The organism is Trebonia kvetii (assembly GCF_007827045.1).
In the GTDB taxonomy this organism is placed as follows: Bacteria; Actinomycetota; Actinomycetes; order Streptosporangiales; family Streptosporangiaceae; genus Trebonia; species Trebonia kvetii.
This window is the reverse complement of record NZ_RPFW01000003.1, coordinates 409,781-426,955: the sequence shown is the minus strand read 5'-3', so window position 1 is coordinate 426,955 and position 17,175 is coordinate 409,781. Positions and strand designations below refer to the sequence as shown.

At 69.5% G+C, this 17,175-nt stretch carries 18 protein-coding genes; 7 read left to right on the top strand and 11 right to left on the bottom strand.

What is annotated here, in order from left to right; genetic code table 11:
• Positions 1–2 precede the first annotated feature (2 nt).
• The 3 genes from EAS64_RS16800 to EAS64_RS16790 all read right to left on the bottom strand — a co-directional run bounded on the left by EAS64_RS16800 (position 3) and on the right by EAS64_RS16790 (position 2,491).
• A complete protein-coding gene (locus EAS64_RS16800; RefSeq protein WP_246115723.1) occupies positions 3–1,292 on the bottom strand; it encodes an HD-GYP domain-containing protein in 1,290 nt (429 codons plus the stop codon).
• Between the two features lie 222 nt (positions 1,293–1,514).
• Entirely contained in the window at positions 1,515–1,787 is a 273-nt protein-coding gene (gene rsrA / locus EAS64_RS16795) for a mycothiol system anti-sigma-R factor (protein WP_145853944.1), read from the bottom strand.
• Positions 1,784–2,491 carry a sigma-70 family RNA polymerase sigma factor gene (locus EAS64_RS16790; RefSeq protein ID WP_145853943.1) on the bottom strand — a complete coding sequence of 236 codons (708 nt, stop codon included), beginning with the start codon at positions 2,489–2,491 and terminating at the stop codon, positions 1,784–1,786. The genes rsrA and EAS64_RS16790 overlap by 4 nt, the downstream gene beginning before the upstream one ends.
• 192 nt (positions 2,492–2,683) lie before the next feature.
• Here EAS64_RS16790 and EAS64_RS16785 point away from each other — a divergent pair, with 192 nt between their 5' ends.
• On the top strand, positions 2,684–3,454 hold the full coding sequence (locus EAS64_RS16785) for a methyltransferase domain-containing protein (protein ID WP_145853942.1): 771 nt from the start codon (positions 2,684–2,686) through the stop codon (positions 3,452–3,454).
• Here EAS64_RS16785 and EAS64_RS16780 read toward each other — a convergent pair.
• Positions 3,451–3,792 (bottom strand): TraR/DksA family transcriptional regulator, encoded by a 342-nt coding sequence (locus EAS64_RS16780; RefSeq protein WP_145853941.1) that lies wholly within the window; start codon positions 3,790–3,792, stop codon positions 3,451–3,453. The two genes, EAS64_RS16785 and EAS64_RS16780, sit on opposite strands and share 4 nt — an antisense overlap.
• Positions 3,793–3,821: 29 nt before the next feature.
• Entirely contained in the window at positions 3,822–4,553 is a 732-nt protein-coding gene (locus EAS64_RS16775) for an SOS response-associated peptidase (RefSeq protein ID WP_145853940.1), read from the bottom strand.
• 108 nt (positions 4,554–4,661) lie between these two features.
• Between EAS64_RS16775 and aroA the strand changes: the two genes are divergently transcribed.
• Both aroA and rsgA read left to right on the top strand, forming a co-directional pair.
• Positions 4,662–5,972, top strand: a complete 1,311-nt coding sequence (gene aroA / locus EAS64_RS16770; RefSeq protein WP_145853939.1) for a 3-phosphoshikimate 1-carboxyvinyltransferase — start codon at positions 4,662–4,664, stop codon at positions 5,970–5,972.
• 185 nt (positions 5,973–6,157) lie between these two features.
• Positions 6,158–6,991, top strand: coding sequence for a ribosome small subunit-dependent GTPase A (gene rsgA / locus EAS64_RS16765; RefSeq protein ID WP_246115722.1), 834 nt, complete (start codon positions 6,158–6,160; stop codon positions 6,989–6,991).
• A 22-nt stretch (positions 6,992–7,013) separates the two neighbouring features.
• On the opposite strand, the gene EAS64_RS16760 is transcribed toward rsgA, so the two are convergent.
• Positions 7,014–7,289: a DUF2087 domain-containing protein gene (locus EAS64_RS16760; RefSeq protein WP_246115721.1), complete on the bottom strand. Its 276-nt coding sequence runs from the start codon at positions 7,287–7,289 to the stop codon at positions 7,014–7,016.
• 89 nt (positions 7,290–7,378) lie between these two features.
• Between EAS64_RS16760 and hisN the strand changes: the two genes are divergently transcribed.
• From hisN to pyrH, 3 genes are all read left to right on the top strand, one after another.
• The gene (hisN, locus tag EAS64_RS16755; protein ID WP_145853937.1) at positions 7,379–8,173 is read left to right on the top strand and encodes a histidinol-phosphatase; all 795 of its coding nucleotides are present in this window, start codon (positions 7,379–7,381) and stop codon (positions 8,171–8,173) included.
• A 714-nt stretch (positions 8,174–8,887) separates the two neighbouring features.
• Complete coding sequence (locus tag EAS64_RS16750; protein WP_222849368.1) at positions 8,888–10,492, top strand: DNA polymerase; 1,605 nt, start codon at positions 8,888–8,890, stop codon at positions 10,490–10,492.
• 99 nt (positions 10,493–10,591) lie between these two features.
• The gene (gene pyrH, locus EAS64_RS16745) at positions 10,592–11,335 is read left to right on the top strand and encodes a UMP kinase (protein WP_222849367.1); all 744 of its coding nucleotides are present in this window, start codon (positions 10,592–10,594) and stop codon (positions 11,333–11,335) included.
• Between the two features lie 36 nt (positions 11,336–11,371).
• Here pyrH and EAS64_RS16740 read toward each other — a convergent pair whose 3' ends face one another.
• The 5 genes from EAS64_RS16740 to def form a co-directional block, all read right to left on the bottom strand.
• The gene (locus tag EAS64_RS16740; RefSeq protein ID WP_145853935.1) at positions 11,372–12,040 is read right to left on the bottom strand and encodes a response regulator transcription factor; all 669 of its coding nucleotides are present in this window, start codon (positions 12,038–12,040) and stop codon (positions 11,372–11,374) included.
• 129 nt (positions 12,041–12,169) lie between these two features.
• Positions 12,170–12,907, bottom strand: coding sequence for an SDR family NAD(P)-dependent oxidoreductase (locus tag EAS64_RS16735; RefSeq protein WP_145853934.1), 738 nt, complete (start codon positions 12,905–12,907; stop codon positions 12,170–12,172).
• Between the two features lie 12 nt (positions 12,908–12,919).
• Positions 12,920–13,876: a decaprenyl-phosphate phosphoribosyltransferase gene (locus EAS64_RS16730; RefSeq protein ID WP_145853933.1), complete on the bottom strand. Its 957-nt coding sequence runs from the start codon at positions 13,874–13,876 to the stop codon at positions 12,920–12,922.
• Positions 13,873–15,768 carry a hypothetical protein gene (locus EAS64_RS16725; RefSeq protein ID WP_145853932.1) on the bottom strand — a complete coding sequence of 632 codons (1,896 nt, stop codon included), beginning with the start codon at positions 15,766–15,768 and terminating at the stop codon, positions 13,873–13,875. The genes EAS64_RS16730 and EAS64_RS16725 overlap by 4 nt, the downstream gene beginning before the upstream one ends.
• A gap of 149 nt (positions 15,769–15,917) precedes the next feature.
• Positions 15,918–16,454, bottom strand: coding sequence for a peptide deformylase (gene def / locus EAS64_RS16720; RefSeq protein ID WP_145853931.1), 537 nt, complete (start codon positions 16,452–16,454; stop codon positions 15,918–15,920).
• A gap of 172 nt (positions 16,455–16,626) precedes the next feature.
• Here def and EAS64_RS16715 point away from each other — a divergent pair, with 172 nt between their 5' ends.
• Positions 16,627–17,088, top strand: a complete 462-nt coding sequence (locus EAS64_RS16715) for an Hsp20/alpha crystallin family protein (RefSeq protein WP_145853930.1) — start codon at positions 16,627–16,629, stop codon at positions 17,086–17,088.
• Positions 17,089–17,175: the final 87 nt, after the last annotated feature.

Genomic DNA, 17,175 nt, shown 5'->3' with positions numbered 1-17,175 from the left:
CGCTACAGGCTCTCGATGGTTCGCAGCGGCTCTTCCGCGGACATCGTCTCGGGCGCCGTCCAGCCGTCCCGCTCGATGGCTGTGACGAAGGCGTCGACGAATGCTGGGTCGAACTGCTTCCCCGTCCACTTCCGCAGCTCGGCGACGGCCTCCGGGACCGGCCGCGCGCCGCGGTAGGACCGGTCGGAGGTCATCGCGTCGAAGGCGTCCGCCACCGCGAGCACGCGAGCGAACTCCGGGATCTCGTCGCCGGCCAAGCCCATCGGGTACCCCCGGCCGTCGATTCGCTCGTGGTGGTGCATGATCCCCGCCAAGGCCTCGTCGAGGAAGCCGATCTCCCTGACGATGTCAAGGCCGCGCATCGGGTGCAGCTGGATGGCCGCGTACTCATCGTCGGTCAGCGAGGTGCGCTTCTGCAGCACGGACGTGGGGACGCCGAGCTTGCCCACGTCGTGCAGCATCCCCGCGTACCTGATCGCCCCGATCCGCTCCGGGCGCATGCCGATCTCGGTGGCGATCATCACCGAACCGCGCGACACCCGCTCGCTGTGGCCCCTGGTGTAGAAGTCCTTGGTCTCCACCGCCTGGCAAAGCGCGCTGACCGTCGCCTCATAAGCCCGCTGCTGCGCGGCGAACTGCGCCACCGCCCAGCGGGCCACGAAGACCGGGACGAGCACGAGGACCGGGGTGAACGGCCCGAGTACCGACCACAGCGCCGCGATGAGCACGCCGAACGCGCCGTAGCCGAGGTCTGTCAGCCAGAGCTTGAAGTCGAGGCCGATCCGGCCGCCCGCGGTGCCTTCGTCTCTGGTCAGCCAGAACACGGTGTGCACGAGCATGAAGTTGACCGCCACGTGCACCACCGCGGCCGCCGCGAACGGCCCGATGAGTCCGGGAAAGGAACTCGGTCCCGGCGTGCCCACGTGACCGCCGAACGCCAGGTAGGCCCGGCCCCCCAGGTAGGCGCTCACCGCGTACATGGCGGTGTTGAACAGCCGCTGCGCGAACGACGGACTACGGCGCAGCGAGAGCAGGGTGAAGCAGCTGACAAGCGCGCCGCCGACCGGGCCGCACAGGACCACCGCGGCGAGCGACGCCATGGTATTGGCGGACCAGGTAAGGCCGCGCGGGCTCACCAGGGTGGCGGAAGTCTCGCAGGCGACGAGCAGCAGGCCAAGGGCGCCGATCTGACTCCAGTCGACCATGGTGAACGGACCCGCGGTGACCACGATGACGGCGGCGATAATGACCGCCGCTATGTACAGCCACGCCATGCGCGAGAGTCGTCCCACGCTTCTCCCTCGCAGCCCGCCGCCGTTGACCCCAATCGCACTGATCGCCGTCGCTACCCCCAGGAGACCCCGGAAGCCCTCATCGGGACATCCTCCCTCGCGCGGAAATGGCAACGACCGCTTACGGCGTGCCGTCGATGACAGGATAACGTGGTCACGCTGATTAGCGCAGACCTAAAACCCGATCAACGACCCGTAAGCGGTCGATTATGTTTTGCTAACTTATTCGAATACTTCGATCTCGGCCTGGACTTGCCGGATGCGCACCAGGATCTTGTCGCGCAGTTCGCTCGGCGCCGGATCGCATCCGCAATGCTTAGCAACGACGCGCTTTACCGCTTCCTCGAGGCCGTACTCCCGCAGGCACGGACCGCACTCGTCGAGGTGCTGCCTGATGTGGTCGCAGTCCTCTTCGGAGACCTCGCCGTCCAGGTACCAGTAAACCCGGTCGAGTACCTCGCTGCACGGCGTCTCGTGTGGGTTCCCGCAGCTCATTGCCCACTCTCCTCGGCGTTCGCCCGGACGAGGCCAAGGTCGGCCGCGTAGTCAGCGAGCAGTTCCCGAAGCTGGCGTCGGCCGCGGTGAAGCCGCGACATCACGGTGCCGATCGGAGTGCCCATAATGTCGGCGATTTCCTTGTACGCGAAACCCTCGACGTCAGCGAGGTAGACCGCGATCCTGAACTCCTCTGGCAGCGTCTGCAGCGCCGTCTTGATATCGGAGTCGGGTAGCCTGTCCAGCGCCTCGGCCTCTGCCGACTTGAGGCCGCCGGAACTGTGCGAGGCCGCGCGCGCGAGCTGCCAGTCCTCCACCTCGTCCGAGCCGGACCGCTGCGGTTCACGCTGCCGCTTGCGGTAGGTGTTGATGAAAGTATTGGTAAGGATCCTGAAGAGCCACGCCTTCAGGTTGGTGCCCTCCTGGAACTGGTGGAAGGACGCATACGCCTTGGCGAAAGTCTCCTGCACCAGGTCCTCAGCGTCCGCCGGGTTCCGGGTCATCCGGAGGGCGGCGGAGTACAGCTGATCCAGGTATGGCATTACATCTGCCTCGAAGCGCTCGCTCCGCTCGGCAAGTCTCTCAGGCACGGGCGTCTCTGGCACGGGACCCACCCCCTCTCGGTAACCGTAAGAGGATACCTTCCCCTGCTGTGGGGAGATGGACCGGCGTGGCCGGGTCAGCGTTGTAGAGGCAAGTGCCATGACGCGTTCAACACCGTCATGCCCCGCGCAATTCCGGTTTCCGTGGATGGAACGCCCGGAGCGGGGAAGGGTAACATCCGTAAGGCGCAGCGGATCGGCGCCCAGCCAGGAGTAAACCCCGTGCAGCCGATATCTCCCGGGGGGGCGACCCCCCGAAGCCCCCGCGGGCATGCCCAATTGACGGGAATGGAGATGGCACAGTCGTCTCCACCCGACCTTGAACACCTGGAACAGGACGGCAGCGGCGATCTCGTCTATCCGCGTTTCCACGCCGCCGTCGCCCTCGCGCAGCTGACACGCTGGCTGCCCGCGCGCCCTGGCCTGCTCATCGACATCTCTGGCGCGGGCACCTGCGCCGCCGAGGTGGCCGCCTGCGCGGGGCACAGCGTGCTGCGGGTCATCGACCCGGACGCGAGCGTCCCCTCCCCCGTCGCCGGCTACGAGACGACCGGCCGGCTAACCACCGTGACAGCCGACGGAACCGGCCTCGAGTTCCTGCCTGACGGCTGCGCCGACGGCGTGATCGCCGAGAACCGCACCCTGTCGCGGCGGCTGGCCGCCGAGGAAGTCGTCACCGAGATCGCCCGGGTGCTCCGCCCCGGCGGCCGGGTGCTCGCCTGCGTCGACTCGCTGACCTTCGGCATGGCCCTGCTCGCGGAGCAGCACCGCTGGCCGCACCTGGTCGACGTGCCCAACGCCGACGTGGTGCTTATCCCGTGGCCGGACGGGACCATCACCCGCTGCTACGGCGCCGAGCAGCTGCGCGAGCTGTTCACCGGGGGCGGCCTCGAGGTGAGCTGGATCAGGCCGCGCACCGTGCTGTCACCGCGGACGGTCAGCTACCTGCTCGCCCGCGACCCGTCGAGCTTCGGCAAGCTGGTCAGCGCGGAGCTGCGGGCCCGTTCCGATGATTCGGTGGGAGCCCAGCTGATCGCCAGTTGCGTCAAGCGCCCTATTAGCTAGTACCGCCGCCGGTCCCGCTTCGCCTGGCAGGGCACGCAGCGCGCGGTGGCCGGCCTGGCCTCGAGGCGCGGCTCAGGCACCGGGCTCGAGCAGTCGACACAGCGCCCGTAGCTGCCGTCGTCGATCCTGGCGAGCGCCGCGAGAACCTCGGCCCGCTGGGTCAGTGCCGTCTGCACCGACGCCGCGTTCCTGTCCGCCTCCGTCAGGTTCGAGCCCGCGTCACCTGGGTCCGCTCCGCCACCCCGGACGAGGTGGTGTTCACCCATGAGTACCGAAACCGTCCGGTCCAGGTCGGCGCGCATTTCCTCAAGACGCGATCTGGCAATGCTGATCTCCATCGGCGATCCTCGGGAATGAAAAGGAGGGTTTAGAAAAGGGACGAACCGGGCGACTCGGGGTCACCGAGCGGTTCGATAAGCGACGCCCCGTTGTTCCGCACGGAGTTGACCTCCGTCGAAACCTTGTATGAGGTCAGGCCCCGCGACCCCGAGGATGTCGCCGGGCGCATGACCGTGAGTAGCATTTCCTTCTCGTTGTTAGCCGGATCGAGCCAGTCTGTCCAGTCGTCGGGCGCGATGGTCATCGGCGTCCGGTCGTGGATCCGGCCGATCTCGTCCTCGGCCTGCGTCGTGATGATCGACGCCGACCAGTACCAGGCGTTCTCGTCGTCTTCTGGAACCTGCGAGTCCCGCCACAGCTCGTAAATCCCGGCGAAGGCGAGGATCCCTCCGTCGGTCCGGTAAATGTAATAGGGCTGCTTGACCTTGTCCTCGGTCATCCACTCGTAATAGCCGTCCGCCGGTATGAGGCAGCGGCGCCGCGCGAACGCGGCGCGGAACGAGGGCTTGACCGCGACCGTCTCCGCCCGCGCGTTGATCATGCGAGCACCGACCTTGGTGTCCTTGGCCCAGCTTGGCACCAGGCCCCATCGAACCAGCCGGAGCTCTCGCTCGTCCTTATGGGTGAGGACCGTGTATATCCGCTTGGTCGGCGCGACGTTATAGTCGGCGTCGCGATCGGCGGGCACGGCGTCACGCGTGGCGGCGAACTCCTCGAGGAGCTCCAGCCGCTTTCTGGCTGAGACGAACCGACCGCACATGTGACCTTCCCTTATGGGGGTACAAGCCGGATTAGTGCTACTTAACCGGAAACCGTCACCGGCAAACCCGTCGACAGTGCCCACGGGTCAGCCGATACCCTCAAGGTTATGGACTCCGGACGCTGGCTCGCCCCATCGGCGCTAGGACCGGTGCGCGCCACGTTGCGGCTGCCCGGTTCGAAGTCGATTACCAATCGTGCCCTCATCCTGGCCGCGCTCAGCGACTCGCCGTCGCTGGTGCACGGGGTGCTGAAGGCGCGCGACTCGTCCCTCGCCATCGCGGCGCTTCGTGCACTCGGTTGCACCGTCGAAGAGAACGGCGCGGACGCGGCCATCACTCCCGGCGCGCTCCCACTTGGCTCGGCGGTCAGCGTCGATGTCGGCAACTCGGGTACGGTCATGCGATTCCTGCCCGCGGTCGCGGCGCTCACCCCCGCGGCAGTCGCGTTCGACGGCGACCCGAGAGCGCGAGAACGGCCGGTCGGCGCGCTGCTTTCCGCACTGCGCACGCTCGGCGTGTCAATCGACGACGACGGCCGCGGCGCGCTGCCGTTCACCGTGCACGGCACCGGCTCGGTGCCCGGCGGTCCGGTGACGCTCGACGCCTCCGGGTCCTCCCAGCTCGTTTCCGGGCTGCTGCTCGCCGCGCCGCGGTTCACCAACGGCGTCGAGGTCAGGCACTCAGGACCGCCGGTGCCCTCGCTGCCGCACATCGAGATGACCGTGCGGATGCTCCGCGACGCCGGCGCGTCGGTCGAGGCCGGCTCATCTGACGGCGACAGGCCCGACTTCTGGCGGGTCGCGCCCGGGCCGGTCAACCTCGGGGAATTCACCGTCGAGCCTGACCTGTCCAACGCCGGGCCGTTCCTCGCGGCCGCCCTGGTCACCGGCGGCTCCGTTACCATCCGCGACTGGCCAGAGAACTCGCTGCAGGCCGCCGACGCCATCCTCGACGTGCTTACCCGGATGGGCGCCACCGTGACACGGTCGGCGACCGGGCTGACCGTGACCGGCTCAGGCACGGTCAACGGGGTCGAGGCGGACCTGCGGGACATACCGGAGATGTGCCTGCCGCTCACTTCGGCCGCGGCGCTCGCCGCCGGACCGTCGGCGTTCACCGGCGTCGGGCATACCCGCGCGCAGGAAACCGACCGGCTCGCCGCGATCGTCAAGGAGATCAACGCGATGGGCGGTGAGGTCAGCGAACTGCCCGACGGGCTGTCGATCCGGCCGCGGCCGCTGCACGCACCGGCCGGACACGCCTTCGAGACCTACGACGACCACCGGATGGTCATGGCCGCGGCCGTACTCGGACTCGGCGTCCCAGGCATCGAGGTGCTCAACGTCGCCACGGTCGGCAAGACCTTCCCCGGTTTCACCGAGGCATGGGAGTCGCTCGTCCGGGGGGATGACTCCTGAAGCAGCGGCAGGGCTATCGGGACGAGGACGACGTCCGGGTCCGCGCGGGACGCGGCTCCAAGCCGCGCACCCGGCGGCGCCCGGCGCACGAGTCGGCGCCCGGGGGCTTCGTCGTCAGCGTCGATCGGGGCCGCTACGGATGCGTACTCGAAGACCCGGAGGCGGCAGGGCGGCTTATCACCGCCATGAAGGCACGCGAACTCGGCAAGGGCTCCGTGGTGGTCGGCGACCGGGTCGCCCTGGCCGGCGACGTGTCGGGTGCCACCGGGTCGCTGGCCAGGATCGTCCGGGTCGAGGAGCGGACCAGCGTGCTGCGCCGCTCCCCTGACGACACCGACCCGCTCGAACGGGTCGTCGTCGCCAACGCGGACCAGATGGTGATCGTGTGCGCGCTCGCCGACCCCGAGCCCAAGACCCGGTTCATCGACCGGTGCCTGGCCGCCGCCTACGACTCGGGGCTCGACCCGCTGCTCGTCATGACCAAGTCCGACCTGGCACCGCCGCGCAAGCTGCGCGCGTTCTACCGGCCGCTCGACATCCCCATGCTGACCACCAGGCAGCCCCTGCCCGCGCAGACATTCGGCCGGCTCCGCAAGGCGCTCGACGGCCGGATCAGCGTCTGCATCGGCCAGTCGGGAGTCGGGAAGTCATCGCTTGTCAACGCGCTGGTGCCGGACGCAGGCCGGGCGGTCGGCCGGGTGAACGCGGTGACAGGCAAGGGGCGGCACACCTCCTCGTCCGCGATCGCGCTCGCGCTGCCCGGCGACTCCGGCTGGCTCATCGACACTCCGGGCATCCGCGGCTTCGGACTCGGCCACGTGACGGTGGAGCGGGTCGTCGAGGCGTTCGGCGACCTGGCCGAGGGGACCGCCGCCTGCCCGCCGGGCTGTGACCATCTCTCGCCCGGCTGCGCCCTCGACGAATGGGCAGCGTCGCATGACGCCGTCGCCCGGCTGGAGTCGCTGCGCCGCCTGCTCGGCAGCCGCGAGTCGTCGCCGCCGACTGACGGCGCTGACTGACGGCGCTGACTGACCGGGACGGCTAACCGAGCGGAACGGTACCGCCCGAGCGCCAGTACGTGCCGTCGGGCGTGCGGGACAGCAGGTCCTCGTCCGCCAGGTAGCGGCGCAGCGCCGCGTGGTCGTCGTAAATGCCCTTGAGAATCTCGTTCACCGCGGTCTCCGGGTAGCGACGGCCAGGCTCGAAGGCCTGCGCGACATGGTCGAGCAGGAGCAGCCGGGCCCCTCGCATGACCGAGATCCGGCCGTCTCGTACGTAGCGGCGGAGCTGGCCTGGCAGGTCACTGCGGAGGTCCACCGGGTGATTATGCCCGTCCGGCGCGTCAGATCGCGCGCAATAGGCTCTTAGCTGGTCAGCGGCACACGTGTACCGGTACCGTTTCGCGAGTGGCAAGCTACGACGACGACCTGCGGTTCGCGCATGTCCTGGCAGACGCAGCCGATGACATCACGACGCGGCGGTTCCGCGCGCTTGACCTGCGTGTCGAGACCAAGCCCGACCTGACGCCCGTCTCGGACGCCGACCGGGCGACCGAGGACTCGCTGCGCAACATCCTGCGCAGGTCGCGGCCCAGGGACGCCGTGCTCGGCGAGGAGTCGGGGCAGACGGGCATCGGCCCGCGGCGGTGGGTGCTCGATCCGATCGACGCGACGAAGAACTACGTCCGCGGCGTACCCGTCTGGGCCACGCTCATCGGGCTGATGGACGGCGATGACGTCGTGGTCGGCGTGGTCACCGCCCCGGCGCTCGGCAGGCGCTGGTGGGCCGCGGCCGGCGGCGGCGCGTGGACGGGGAGGTCGCTCACCAAGGCCTCCCGCTGCCAGGTCTCGCAGGTCACGCAGTTGTCCGACGCCTCGTTCTCCTACTCAGGAATCGGCGGGTGGGCGGAAGCCGGCCGGCTCGACGGCTTCATGTCGCTCAGCAAGGCGGTGTGGCGGACGCGCGGCTTCGGCGACTTCTGGTCGCACATGCTCGTCGCCGAGGGAGCGGTCGATGTGTCCGCCGAGCCCGACGTATCGCTTTGGGACATGGCAGCGCTCCAGGTGATCGTCGAGGAGGCGGGCGGCCGGTTCACCAACCTCGCCGGGGTGGCAACGCCCGACGGCGGCAGCGTGGTCTGCACAAATGGCCACCTGCACGACGAGGTGCTCGCCCACTTGACGGCCGGCACCGCGCCGTAATTTTCCGCTGGCGAGGCAGGCGCCAGGGGAGCCGTCGGCGCGCTACCCTGATAGAGAACCATTTCGGCCGCAACGTCGAGTACTGTCCGGTCAGTTGGGACCCTCACGACGATGCTGGTGACAATCGATCTCGCGGGGCCGCGCGCCCCGCAGCAGGCCGCCAGGCGGTGAGTTCCCGCTCTAACCGCCCGGCCCGCGCCCGGCTGGTTTCCCCGGCCACCCGGGCGCTGCGGCGCCTGGCCCGGCATATTCCCCCGTCCTAACCGGGCCAGGCGTCGCTCGACCCCCCTTGTTCGGCGGTCCTGCGGGCGCGCCTCCTCCTGTTCGGCGGTCCTGCGGACCGCCTTCCCGTGGGGTGGTCCACTGTGGGGGGGACGACCCCCCACACCCCCCGATGCGGCCTTCGGCCGCGAGCCGGGGGTCAGCGTCGGGTGTTCGCTGCGGGGGATGAACCTCCCGCATCCCCCGCAGCGGCTTTGCAGCAAACCAGGGTGGTGAAGCCACCCCGGCCACCCGCTCTCCCCGTCGAGCCACTCTTCAGACTTGGTGACCGCTCTTGCATGCTGCTGACCACATTGTCCCGTCTCCGCATAGCTGGTGACCACTTTTGCGTCCGGATTACGGCATTTGTCTCGTCACCAGCTATGCAAACGTGAAGGCACCCTTGCCCTGCAGGGTGGGGCATTGGTCGAACTGGTGGGCGATAATGAGGGCGTGGCGGACCTGAGCGAGGTTCTTACGGCGGCGGGAGTACGGCCGGGGGATCTTGTCGGGCTGGCCTTGGGCGCGGACGGGGCGCTGAGTGTCGCCGCCACGGCCGGCGAGCGGGCGGCCTCGGCAGCGGAGGTGGGAGACACCGACCGGGAGGTCAGGCCGCGCTGGGTGCTGTGGTCGCAGGATACCGCGCGGGTGCTGACCGGGCACGGGGTGCGGCTCGCGACATGCTGGGATGTCGCGGCGGTGCACCGGCTGCTGTCCGGCGGGTGGCGGGCGGAGCCGGCGTTCGTGTGGGCCAGCCTGCACGGCGAGCCGCCACCCGAGCTATCCGCGGGAGAACCCGACCTGTTCAGCGCGGCCGATGAAGGTCCAGGCACCCCAACGCTGGGGGCGGCGGAGGCGCTCACGGCGGCGCGGATGCAGCTGGCCAGCCTCGAAGGAGACGGGGGCGGGAACCGGGTTAGCACCGCCCGCTCCGAATCGACGGCGGAACTGCTGTGCGCCGAGCTCGCGGCGGACGGACTGCCTGTCGACAGGGCCGTAGCGGAAGACATGCTCACCGAGCTCATCGGGCCGCGGCCGCGCGGCCCGGCCGACGCGGCGGCGATCCGGGCAGCACGCGACGAGCGCGTGCTGCGGCACTCGCTCTCCACCACGGTGACTGACCTGCGCAGTCCCGCCCAGGTGAAGGCCTTGCTCGCGATGGAGGGCATCGACGTGCCCGACACGCGGGCGCACCGGCTCGAGGAGTTCAAGGACCGCTCGCCGCTCGTGGCGGCGCTGCTCGAGTGGCGCAAGGCGGAGCGGATCGCCACCACGTACGGCTACGGATGGCTCGACGAGTGCCTCGGGCCAGACGGGCGGCTGCGCGGCGCGTGGACCGGCTGCGACGGTGCCGCCGGGCGGATGACCGCATCGAGCGGGCTGCACAACATGCCCGCGGTGCTGCGCCGGGCGGTGCTCGCGGAGGAAGGGCACCTGCTGGTCCGCGCCGACCTCGGGCAGATCGAGCCCCGGGTGCTCGCCGCCGTCTCCGGGGACAAAGCGCTCGCCGCCGCCACCCGCGCCGACGACATGTACCTGCCGGTGGCGGCCGAGCTCGGCGTCGACCGGCCGACCGCCAAGGTCGCGATGATCGCCGCGATGTACGGGCAGACCACCGGGCACGGCGGGGAGGCCGCCCGCCGGATGCGGTCCGCCTACCCGGTGGCGATGGGCTACCTGGACGCCGCCGACCGGTCCGGCAGATCCCACCGGGACCTGCGCACCTACGGCGGGCGGCTGATCCGGATGTCCGGCGGCGGCAACGACGGGGCGCGCGGCAGGTACGGGCGCAACGCGGTCATCCAGGGCGCGGCGGCCGAGCTGTTCAAGATGTGGGCGGTCACCGTCCGCGCCAGGACTGCGCAACTCGACGCGCGGATCGTGCTCTGCCTGCACGACGAGCTGCTGCTGCACGTCCTTGCGGGCAACGCGGAGCGGACGGCGGAGCAGGTCGGCGCCTGCCTCGCGGAGGCCGCGGGGCGCTGGGCGCCTGCCGGCCAGGTGCGGTTCATCGCCGACATCACGACCGTCCGCAGCTGGGCCGACGCGAAGTCGTGAGCCGACCGCGGCATACCGGACTTTTCCCGTCCGCGGGCCGGTGAGCGCGAACGGGATGCTGGCTGATACCGTGGCCAGCAGAAAACTCGGGACGGAGGGGTGACGTTGCCGCGATACCGCAGGGTAGTAGTCAAGCTCAGCGGCGAGGCCCTGGCCGGGCCGGCAGCGACCGGAGCCGATCCCGCGAGCCTCGCCCGCGTCGCCGACGAGGTTCTTTCCCTGCACAACCTCGGCGTCCAGGTCGCCGTTGTCGTCGGCGGCGGCAACTACTTCCGCGGCCGGATGGCCGACGGCTGGGGCATCAGCCGCGCCGAGGCTGACAACATCGGCATGCTCGGCACGGTCATGAACGCGCTTATGCTGCGCGGCGCACTCACCGCACGGACCGACGCGGACATCCGGGTGATGACCGCCGTGCCGATCCATAGCGTCGCGGAACCGTTCATCCGGCTGCGCGCGGTGCACCACCTGGAGCGGGGCATGATCGTCGTCCTCGCGGGAGGCATCGGGCAGCCCTACGTGACCACGGACTACCCGGCCGTGCAGCGCGCGCTCGAACTCGACGCGGACGCGCTCCTCGTCGCCAAGAACGGCGTGGACGGCGTGTACGACTCCGATCCCAAGGTCAACCCCGACGCGCGCCGGTTCGCCACCCTCACCTACGAGGAGGCCATCGCCGCGGATATCCGGGTGATGGACACCAGCGCCTTCGTGCTCGCCAACGAGCAGGCGCTGACCATGCACGTCTTCGACGTCGCCGCGGCCGGCGTGATGCGCAAGATCTGCGAGGGCGCCGAGCTCGGCACCGTGATCACCGCGAAGCGGGACGCAGCACCCGAGTGACCCGGGCGCCCCGCCCGGGCGTGCCCTGCCCCGGAATCACACCGCCACGATGCGATAGCCGACGCCCCGGATGGTCTCGATGCGGACCCGCGAGCCGGACAGCTTCGCGCGCAGCCGCGCCAGGTGCACGTCGATGGTGTTGGACCCGAACGGCTCCGTGTCGTTGACCCAGACGTGCTGCGCGATCTGCCGGCGGTCCGCGACCGCCGGGGAAAAGCGCATCAGCGTCTCGAGGATGCCAAGCTCGGTCGACGTCAGCGACGGACGGCAGCCGCCGAAGCTGACCTGGCGGGAGGCCGGGTCGCACTCCAGATCGCCGACCACCAGGCGAGCCGGGAGCAGCTGCGCCGGACGGCGCTGCAGCGCGCGCAGCCGCGCGAGCAGTTCCTGAATATCGAACGGCACGACGAGGAAGTCGTCCGCACCCGCGTCGAGCCCGGCCACCCGGTCCTCCGGCGTGTCCTTGCCGCTGATCATCAGCACCGGGGCGGACACGCCACGGCGGCGCAGCAGCCGGACCACGTCGATGCCTGACACCGTCGGCAGCAGCCAGTCGAGCACCGCGGCCGCGTAGTCGTAGCAGCGGCCGTAGCTCAGCGCCCGCCGGCCGTCCGCGACGAGGTCGGTCACATACCCGCCGCTGGTCAGCCGCTCGGCGACCAGGCAGCCGAGGGTGTCGTCAGCTGTCGCAACCAGCACTCGCATAGACGGGAATGTAACCCGGCCAGCGGCCTTTAGACGTGTGCAGGCAGCCTTCAGAGTGAACTGAGCGAGACTTCGGCGGGATCGGCACCGATCGCCCGATTTTTCAGAGGAAGCTTCCGCTTCCCTTATCTAGTTCTTAAGGGTCCGCCAGACCGGGCGCGGGATCAGCTTCATCACCGTGGCGAGGCCGACAAGCGAAGACGGCACCCAGATCACCGACTTGCCGTCGCCGCGGCCCTGGCCGCGCAGCGCGCCCGCCACCGCCGCGCCAACCTTCTCCGGCGTGGTCGCGAGCGGCGCCGCCTGCATCCCCTCGGTCATCCGGCCCTTCACGAACCCAGGCCTGACCAGCAGCACCCGGACCCCGGTGCCATGCAGGGAGTCGGCGTAACCGCGTGCGAACGCGTCGAGGGCGGCCTTGGTCGCACCGTAGACCGAGTTGAACTTGCGCGGCCGCACCGCGGCGATCGACGACAGGACGACGATGGTGCCGCTGCCACGGCGGCGCATCGCCTCGCCGAACGCGAGCAGCGCGGTGACATGCCCGGTGAAGTTGGTCTCGATCATGGTGGCCGCGAGCCGCACGTCCTGCTCGGCCCGCTCCTGCGGGATCAGGATGCCGGTCGCGGCGATGATCAGGTCCGGCACTCCGCCGGCGCAGATCTCATCGACGAACGCCTGGTGCGCGTCCGTGTCCACGGCGTCGTACCTGACCACCGTGACCGGGCGGTTCAGCGACTTTCCCGCGCCCTCGAGCCGCTGCGGATCGCGGCCGGCCAGGATCACCTCGGCGTCGGCCCCCAGCCGCAGCGCGGACAGGATCGCAAGGCCGATCTCGCTGGTACCGCCGAGCAGAACAACTCTCATGTCTGACTTCTCCTAGGCCACGTACAGGCCGACGCAGAACAGGATCAGCCATGCGACCTCGCAGCACAGCATGACCGCGTCCCTGGTGATCAGGTCTTCCACCGGGCGGACGGTCCGGCGCGCGGTGAGGACGCCGAACCTGACGACCGCGGCGGCAAGCGGCAGCACGGACGCCACCTGCCAGGGCCGGGCGCCGTGCTTTCCGCTCAGCGCCCACATCAGGTAGGTGGCGAGCATGCCGACACCGATGAGCACCTGCGCGATCCGCAGGATGTCCGGGCGGTAATTGCGCATCACCGGCCGGTGCTTGACGGCCTCGTCGCCAAGGCTGGTCAGCTCGGTGTACCGCTTGGCCACGGCCACGCCGAGCGCGCCGAGGCTGCACACGAGCAGGAACCAGATGGACAGCACCACGTGGGTGGCGGCCGCGCCGCCGAGCACCCGCAGCAGGAACCCGGACGCCACGATCAGCATCTCGACGAACGGAATGTGCTTGAGCTTGAACGAGTACAGGAACGACAGGCACAGGTACGCCGAGACCGTGACAACGAGCAGCGGCTCCCTGATGACCACACCCGCGCCGACCGCGAACACCGCGGCCAGCACGGCGAGCACCATCGCGTGCTGCTCGGGCAGCGCGCCCGAGGCGATCGGCCGGTTCCGCTTCACCGGATGGCGCCTGTCGCGCTCCACGTCGGCGACATCGTTGACGAAGTAGACCGCCGCCGAGGCGCAGCCGAAGGCGAACATGGCGAGCAGCGCGTAGCCGAAGCCGTTGTTGCGTCCGAGGTTCGCGGCCGCCAGCGGCGCCGCAAACACCAGCAGGTTCTTCGGCCACTGCCGTGGCCGCGTGGTCCGGACGGCGGCGCGCACCCAGCGGGCAGGCGAGAGTCCGGCGACAGCGACGGCGGGCACGGGCGCCTGCGGGCCCTCCGTGTCCTCGCCAGAGGTCAGCGTGTTGTTGGTCACCGTGCGAAAACCGCCGTGAAGTCACGGGTGGAGGCGGTGTAGTACGAGTAGGCGCTCGGCTGCTGCGTCGGCAGCAGCGTCACCGGGGTCGGGTTGGCGGGGTTGCCCTTCGCCTGGTAGGTGTCGAACTTCATCCAGGCGGGGTTGATGTCCATCTGCAGGCCCTCGACCGCGCCTGCCCGGTGCAGCAGCTCGGCCAGATCCTGCACGTTCAGCGCGGGGCCGTACACGTAGACGATCCGGCCGTCCTTGGTGATGCCGAGACCGGACCGCCACACGTAATACCCGCCGCCGAGCGTGGCGCCGAACTTGGTCATGATGTCCTGGTTGAGGTTCGGCGAGATCTTGCCGTGGTCGATGATCAGCTTGAGGTTCTGCCGCACGCCCGCGATCTTAGAGGTCATCGAGAAGTCGCGACTCCACTTGCCGATCTTGATGGTGCCGTTCTTGTAGTAGACGACCGACGCGGCGCCCGTCACAAGCGAGCCGTGGTACGAGCCGTTCAGGTAGAAACCGCCGCCCGCGGAGTCGAGCTTGAACCCGCCGTTGAACGTCGCGAGCAGGCCCGTGCGCTTGCCCGCGGGGATGTAGGTGTCGCTGTAGCCCCAGGGGCTCGACCCGGGATCCTCGGTACCCGGGCGCAGCTGGAACTTGACCAGCCGCTGATCGATCGACGCCACGCCGTTGACCTGGGAGGTATAAGTGGCATCGCGGAGGAACGTGGTCAGGATGGCGGGGTAGCCCTTCACCTTCTCCGCCAGCCGCCACTGGCCCTCGCCGGCGATCGGCGACGGCGCGAGCGACTTCAGCGTGGCGGGGATGTCCGGCACGAACGTCTTGCCCTTGGTCTTACCGCCCTTTTGCGGCTTGGCCGAGGTGACCGCCTCGCCGCTCGGCACGGCGAGCGAGAACGACGGCTTGCCGCCCTTGGGCGGCGGGTTGTAGGACAGCCACTCGCCGAACGTCACCACCGGGCCGAGGTAATGGTCGCGCGCCCACTCGGCGAGGTTTGCCGTCAGGCCCTGGCCGTTGTTCTTGAACGCCGCCTGCCCCGCGGAGAACATGACCAGGGCAAGGAAGAGCGCGAGCACCGCGCTGATCACGCGGACGACGCGACGGCGGAAGAACCTGCGCGTGCGCCGGAAGCGTACCTTGCGCCCGGGCGGCAGATCCCGCCCTGGACGGGCCCCGGGCGACTGGCCGGGGCGTCCCTGGCCAGGGCGGCCCTGGCCGGGTCGTCCCGGAACGCCGTTCTGCCCGGGCCGCGCGTATCCCTGCCGGTCATCGAAGCGCTGCGGGTCGTCGATACGCTGCATGCCATTGAGACGCCGCGGGTCGTCAAAGGGCTGCGAGTCGTTAAGCCGCTGTGTGTCGTCGAAGCGCTGCGTGCCGTCGAAGCGCTGGGTGTCCGCGTACCCCTGTGAGTCCTCATACCGGCGCATGTTTCCCTGCGGGCGCCCGTCCTGCCACCCATTGTTCTCCGGGTACGCGTGGCCCGGGTAACCGCTGGCCTGGTAGCCGTTGCCCTGGTAGCCCATCGACTGGGTGGGCTGGCCGTCGTATCCCCAGTCCTGGGCGCCCTGTGGCTGCTGCTGGCCGTACCCGGCGGCCTGACCGTACTGGTCCTGCCCGTACTGGTCCTGCCCGTACTGGTCCTGCCCGTACCGGTCCTGCCCGTACTGGCTGGCGTAACCCTGGTGACCGTTGGGGGCCGCGTTCTGGCCGTTCTGGCCGTTCTGTCCGTGACCGTACTGATTCTGGCCGTACTGCCCCTGGTCGTAACCGCCGCCCGGGCTGCCGCCGTAGCCGTAGCCGTCGCTGTATTCCTGGCCGCGTTCTGGATCGCCTGGCCATTCGGGGTGATGCCCGCTGCTGGGCACCCTTCTCGACATGTCGGCTTACCTCCCGCGTAGCTCAATCCCGCAGTGAAGCTACCCGCCGTGGATGAAGGAATCGTTACAGGCCCGACCCCACCCCGGCTGTAAAACGAGCGGCTTCCTGTGCTCTATGCGGGAGCGCGTGCCTCCGCGCGCGCTAAGTGTCAGAATATGCGGTCGGTCATCTGGTGCGGGCTAAACTTGACCGTAGCGTCCCAATTGGCCTCCCTGATCTCCCGCATGGCGAGCTTTCTGGTGGCCACGTCCAGCCTGTCGATGAACAGCACCCCGTCCAGGTGGTCGGTCTCGTGCTGCATGCAGCGGGCCAGGACCTCCGTGCCGACGATCTGGACCGGGTCGCCCCGGTCGGTAAAGCCGCGGGCCACCGTGTTCAGCCGCCGCTTCACGTCGTAGTAGACGCCGGGGAAGGACAGGCATCCCTCCTCCCCGTCTTGCTCCTGTTCATCGGGGAAGTCGAGAACCGGGTTGACCAGGTGGCCGCGCTCCGCACCGACCGCGTAGGCGAACACGCGTAGCCCGACGCCTATCTGCGGCGCGGCCAGTCCCGCGCCCTGCGCGTCGTCGAGGGTCTGGGTGAGGTCTTTCACCAGTGAGCGCAGCTGCTTGTCGAAGTCGGTGACGGGATCGGCGGCAGTGCGCAGGATCGGGTCGCCGAACAGCCGGATGTCGCGGATTGCCATGTCTCGAGGGTAGCCGCCGACGGCCGCACCGCAGCGGACCCTCGGCCTGGCGGCAGGTGAAGATGCAACTTATTTGACAATTATGGTTGAGGGAATATACAACTTGAGTTGTAAGTTCTCTGCGAACGTAGGGCGAGACCACACAGGGTGGCAGCCCTCTCAGGAGGTAGCGATGTACCTGACGACTCTCGACCCGATCAGCCGTGACTTCGACCGGATCGTGCGCCGCGCCTTCGGCGGTCCCACGTTCACCAGCCGGGCGCTCGGCAGCGCCGGCTACGCGCCGGCCCTGCCGATGGACACCATCAAGCGCGACGGCGAGCTCGTGCTCCGCTTCGACGTCCCAGGCGTGGACGCGGAGAAGATCGACGTGACCGTTGACAAGGGCGTGCTCAGCGTGAGCGCCACCCGCGATGAGGAGCGCGCCGAGGGCGAGAACCCGGTCGTCCGCGAGCGGCTGTTCGGCAGCTTCACGCGCCGGGTCCGGCTCTCGGACAACCTGAACGCGGACGCGATCGAGGCCAGCCACGCCGACGGCGTGCTTGAGCTGCGCATCCCGGTTCGCGAGGAGGCGAAGCCGCGCAAGATCGAGATCGGCACCGCGGCGGGCGCCAGGGAGCTCCCGGCCGAGTAAGCCCGTCACGGGCAGGCAATCGCCGCGCCGCCGCGAAGGCGGCCGGCCGGGCACAGCGAAGCGGGAGCCGGGCGTTCAGCGTCCGGC

Bases quoted from the DNA above. Each gene is read 5' to 3' on its own strand.
- rsrA (WP_145853944.1), bottom strand. From the start codon at position 1,787: ATGAGCTGCGGGAACCCACACGAGACGCCGTGCAGCGAGGTACTCGAC.
- EAS64_RS16790 (WP_145853943.1), bottom strand. From the start codon at position 2,491: ATGGCACTTGCCTCTACAACGCTGACCCGGCCACGCCGGTCCATCTCC.
- EAS64_RS16785 (WP_145853942.1), top strand. From the start codon at position 2,684: ATGGCACAGTCGTCTCCACCCGACCTTGAACACCTGGAACAGGACGGC.
- EAS64_RS16780 (WP_145853941.1), bottom strand. From the start codon at position 3,792: ATGGAGATCAGCATTGCCAGATCGCGTCTTGAGGAAATGCGCGCCGAC.
- EAS64_RS16775 (WP_145853940.1), bottom strand. From the start codon at position 4,553: ATGTGCGGTCGGTTCGTCTCAGCCAGAAAGCGGCTGGAGCTCCTCGAG.
- aroA (WP_145853939.1), top strand. From the start codon at position 4,662: ATGGACTCCGGACGCTGGCTCGCCCCATCGGCGCTAGGACCGGTGCGC.
- rsgA (WP_246115722.1), top strand. From the start codon at position 6,158: ATGAAGGCACGCGAACTCGGCAAGGGCTCCGTGGTGGTCGGCGACCGG.
- EAS64_RS16740 (WP_145853935.1), bottom strand. From the start codon at position 12,040: ATGCGAGTGCTGGTTGCGACAGCTGACGACACCCTCGGCTGCCTGGTC.
- EAS64_RS16735 (WP_145853934.1), bottom strand. From the start codon at position 12,907: ATGAGAGTTGTTCTGCTCGGCGGTACCAGCGAGATCGGCCTTGCGATC.
- EAS64_RS16725 (WP_145853932.1), bottom strand. From the start codon at position 15,768: ATGTCGAGAAGGGTGCCCAGCAGCGGGCATCACCCCGAATGGCCAGGC.
- def (WP_145853931.1), bottom strand. From the start codon at position 16,454: ATGGCAATCCGCGACATCCGGCTGTTCGGCGACCCGATCCTGCGCACT.
- EAS64_RS16715 (WP_145853930.1), top strand. From the start codon at position 16,627: ATGTACCTGACGACTCTCGACCCGATCAGCCGTGACTTCGACCGGATC.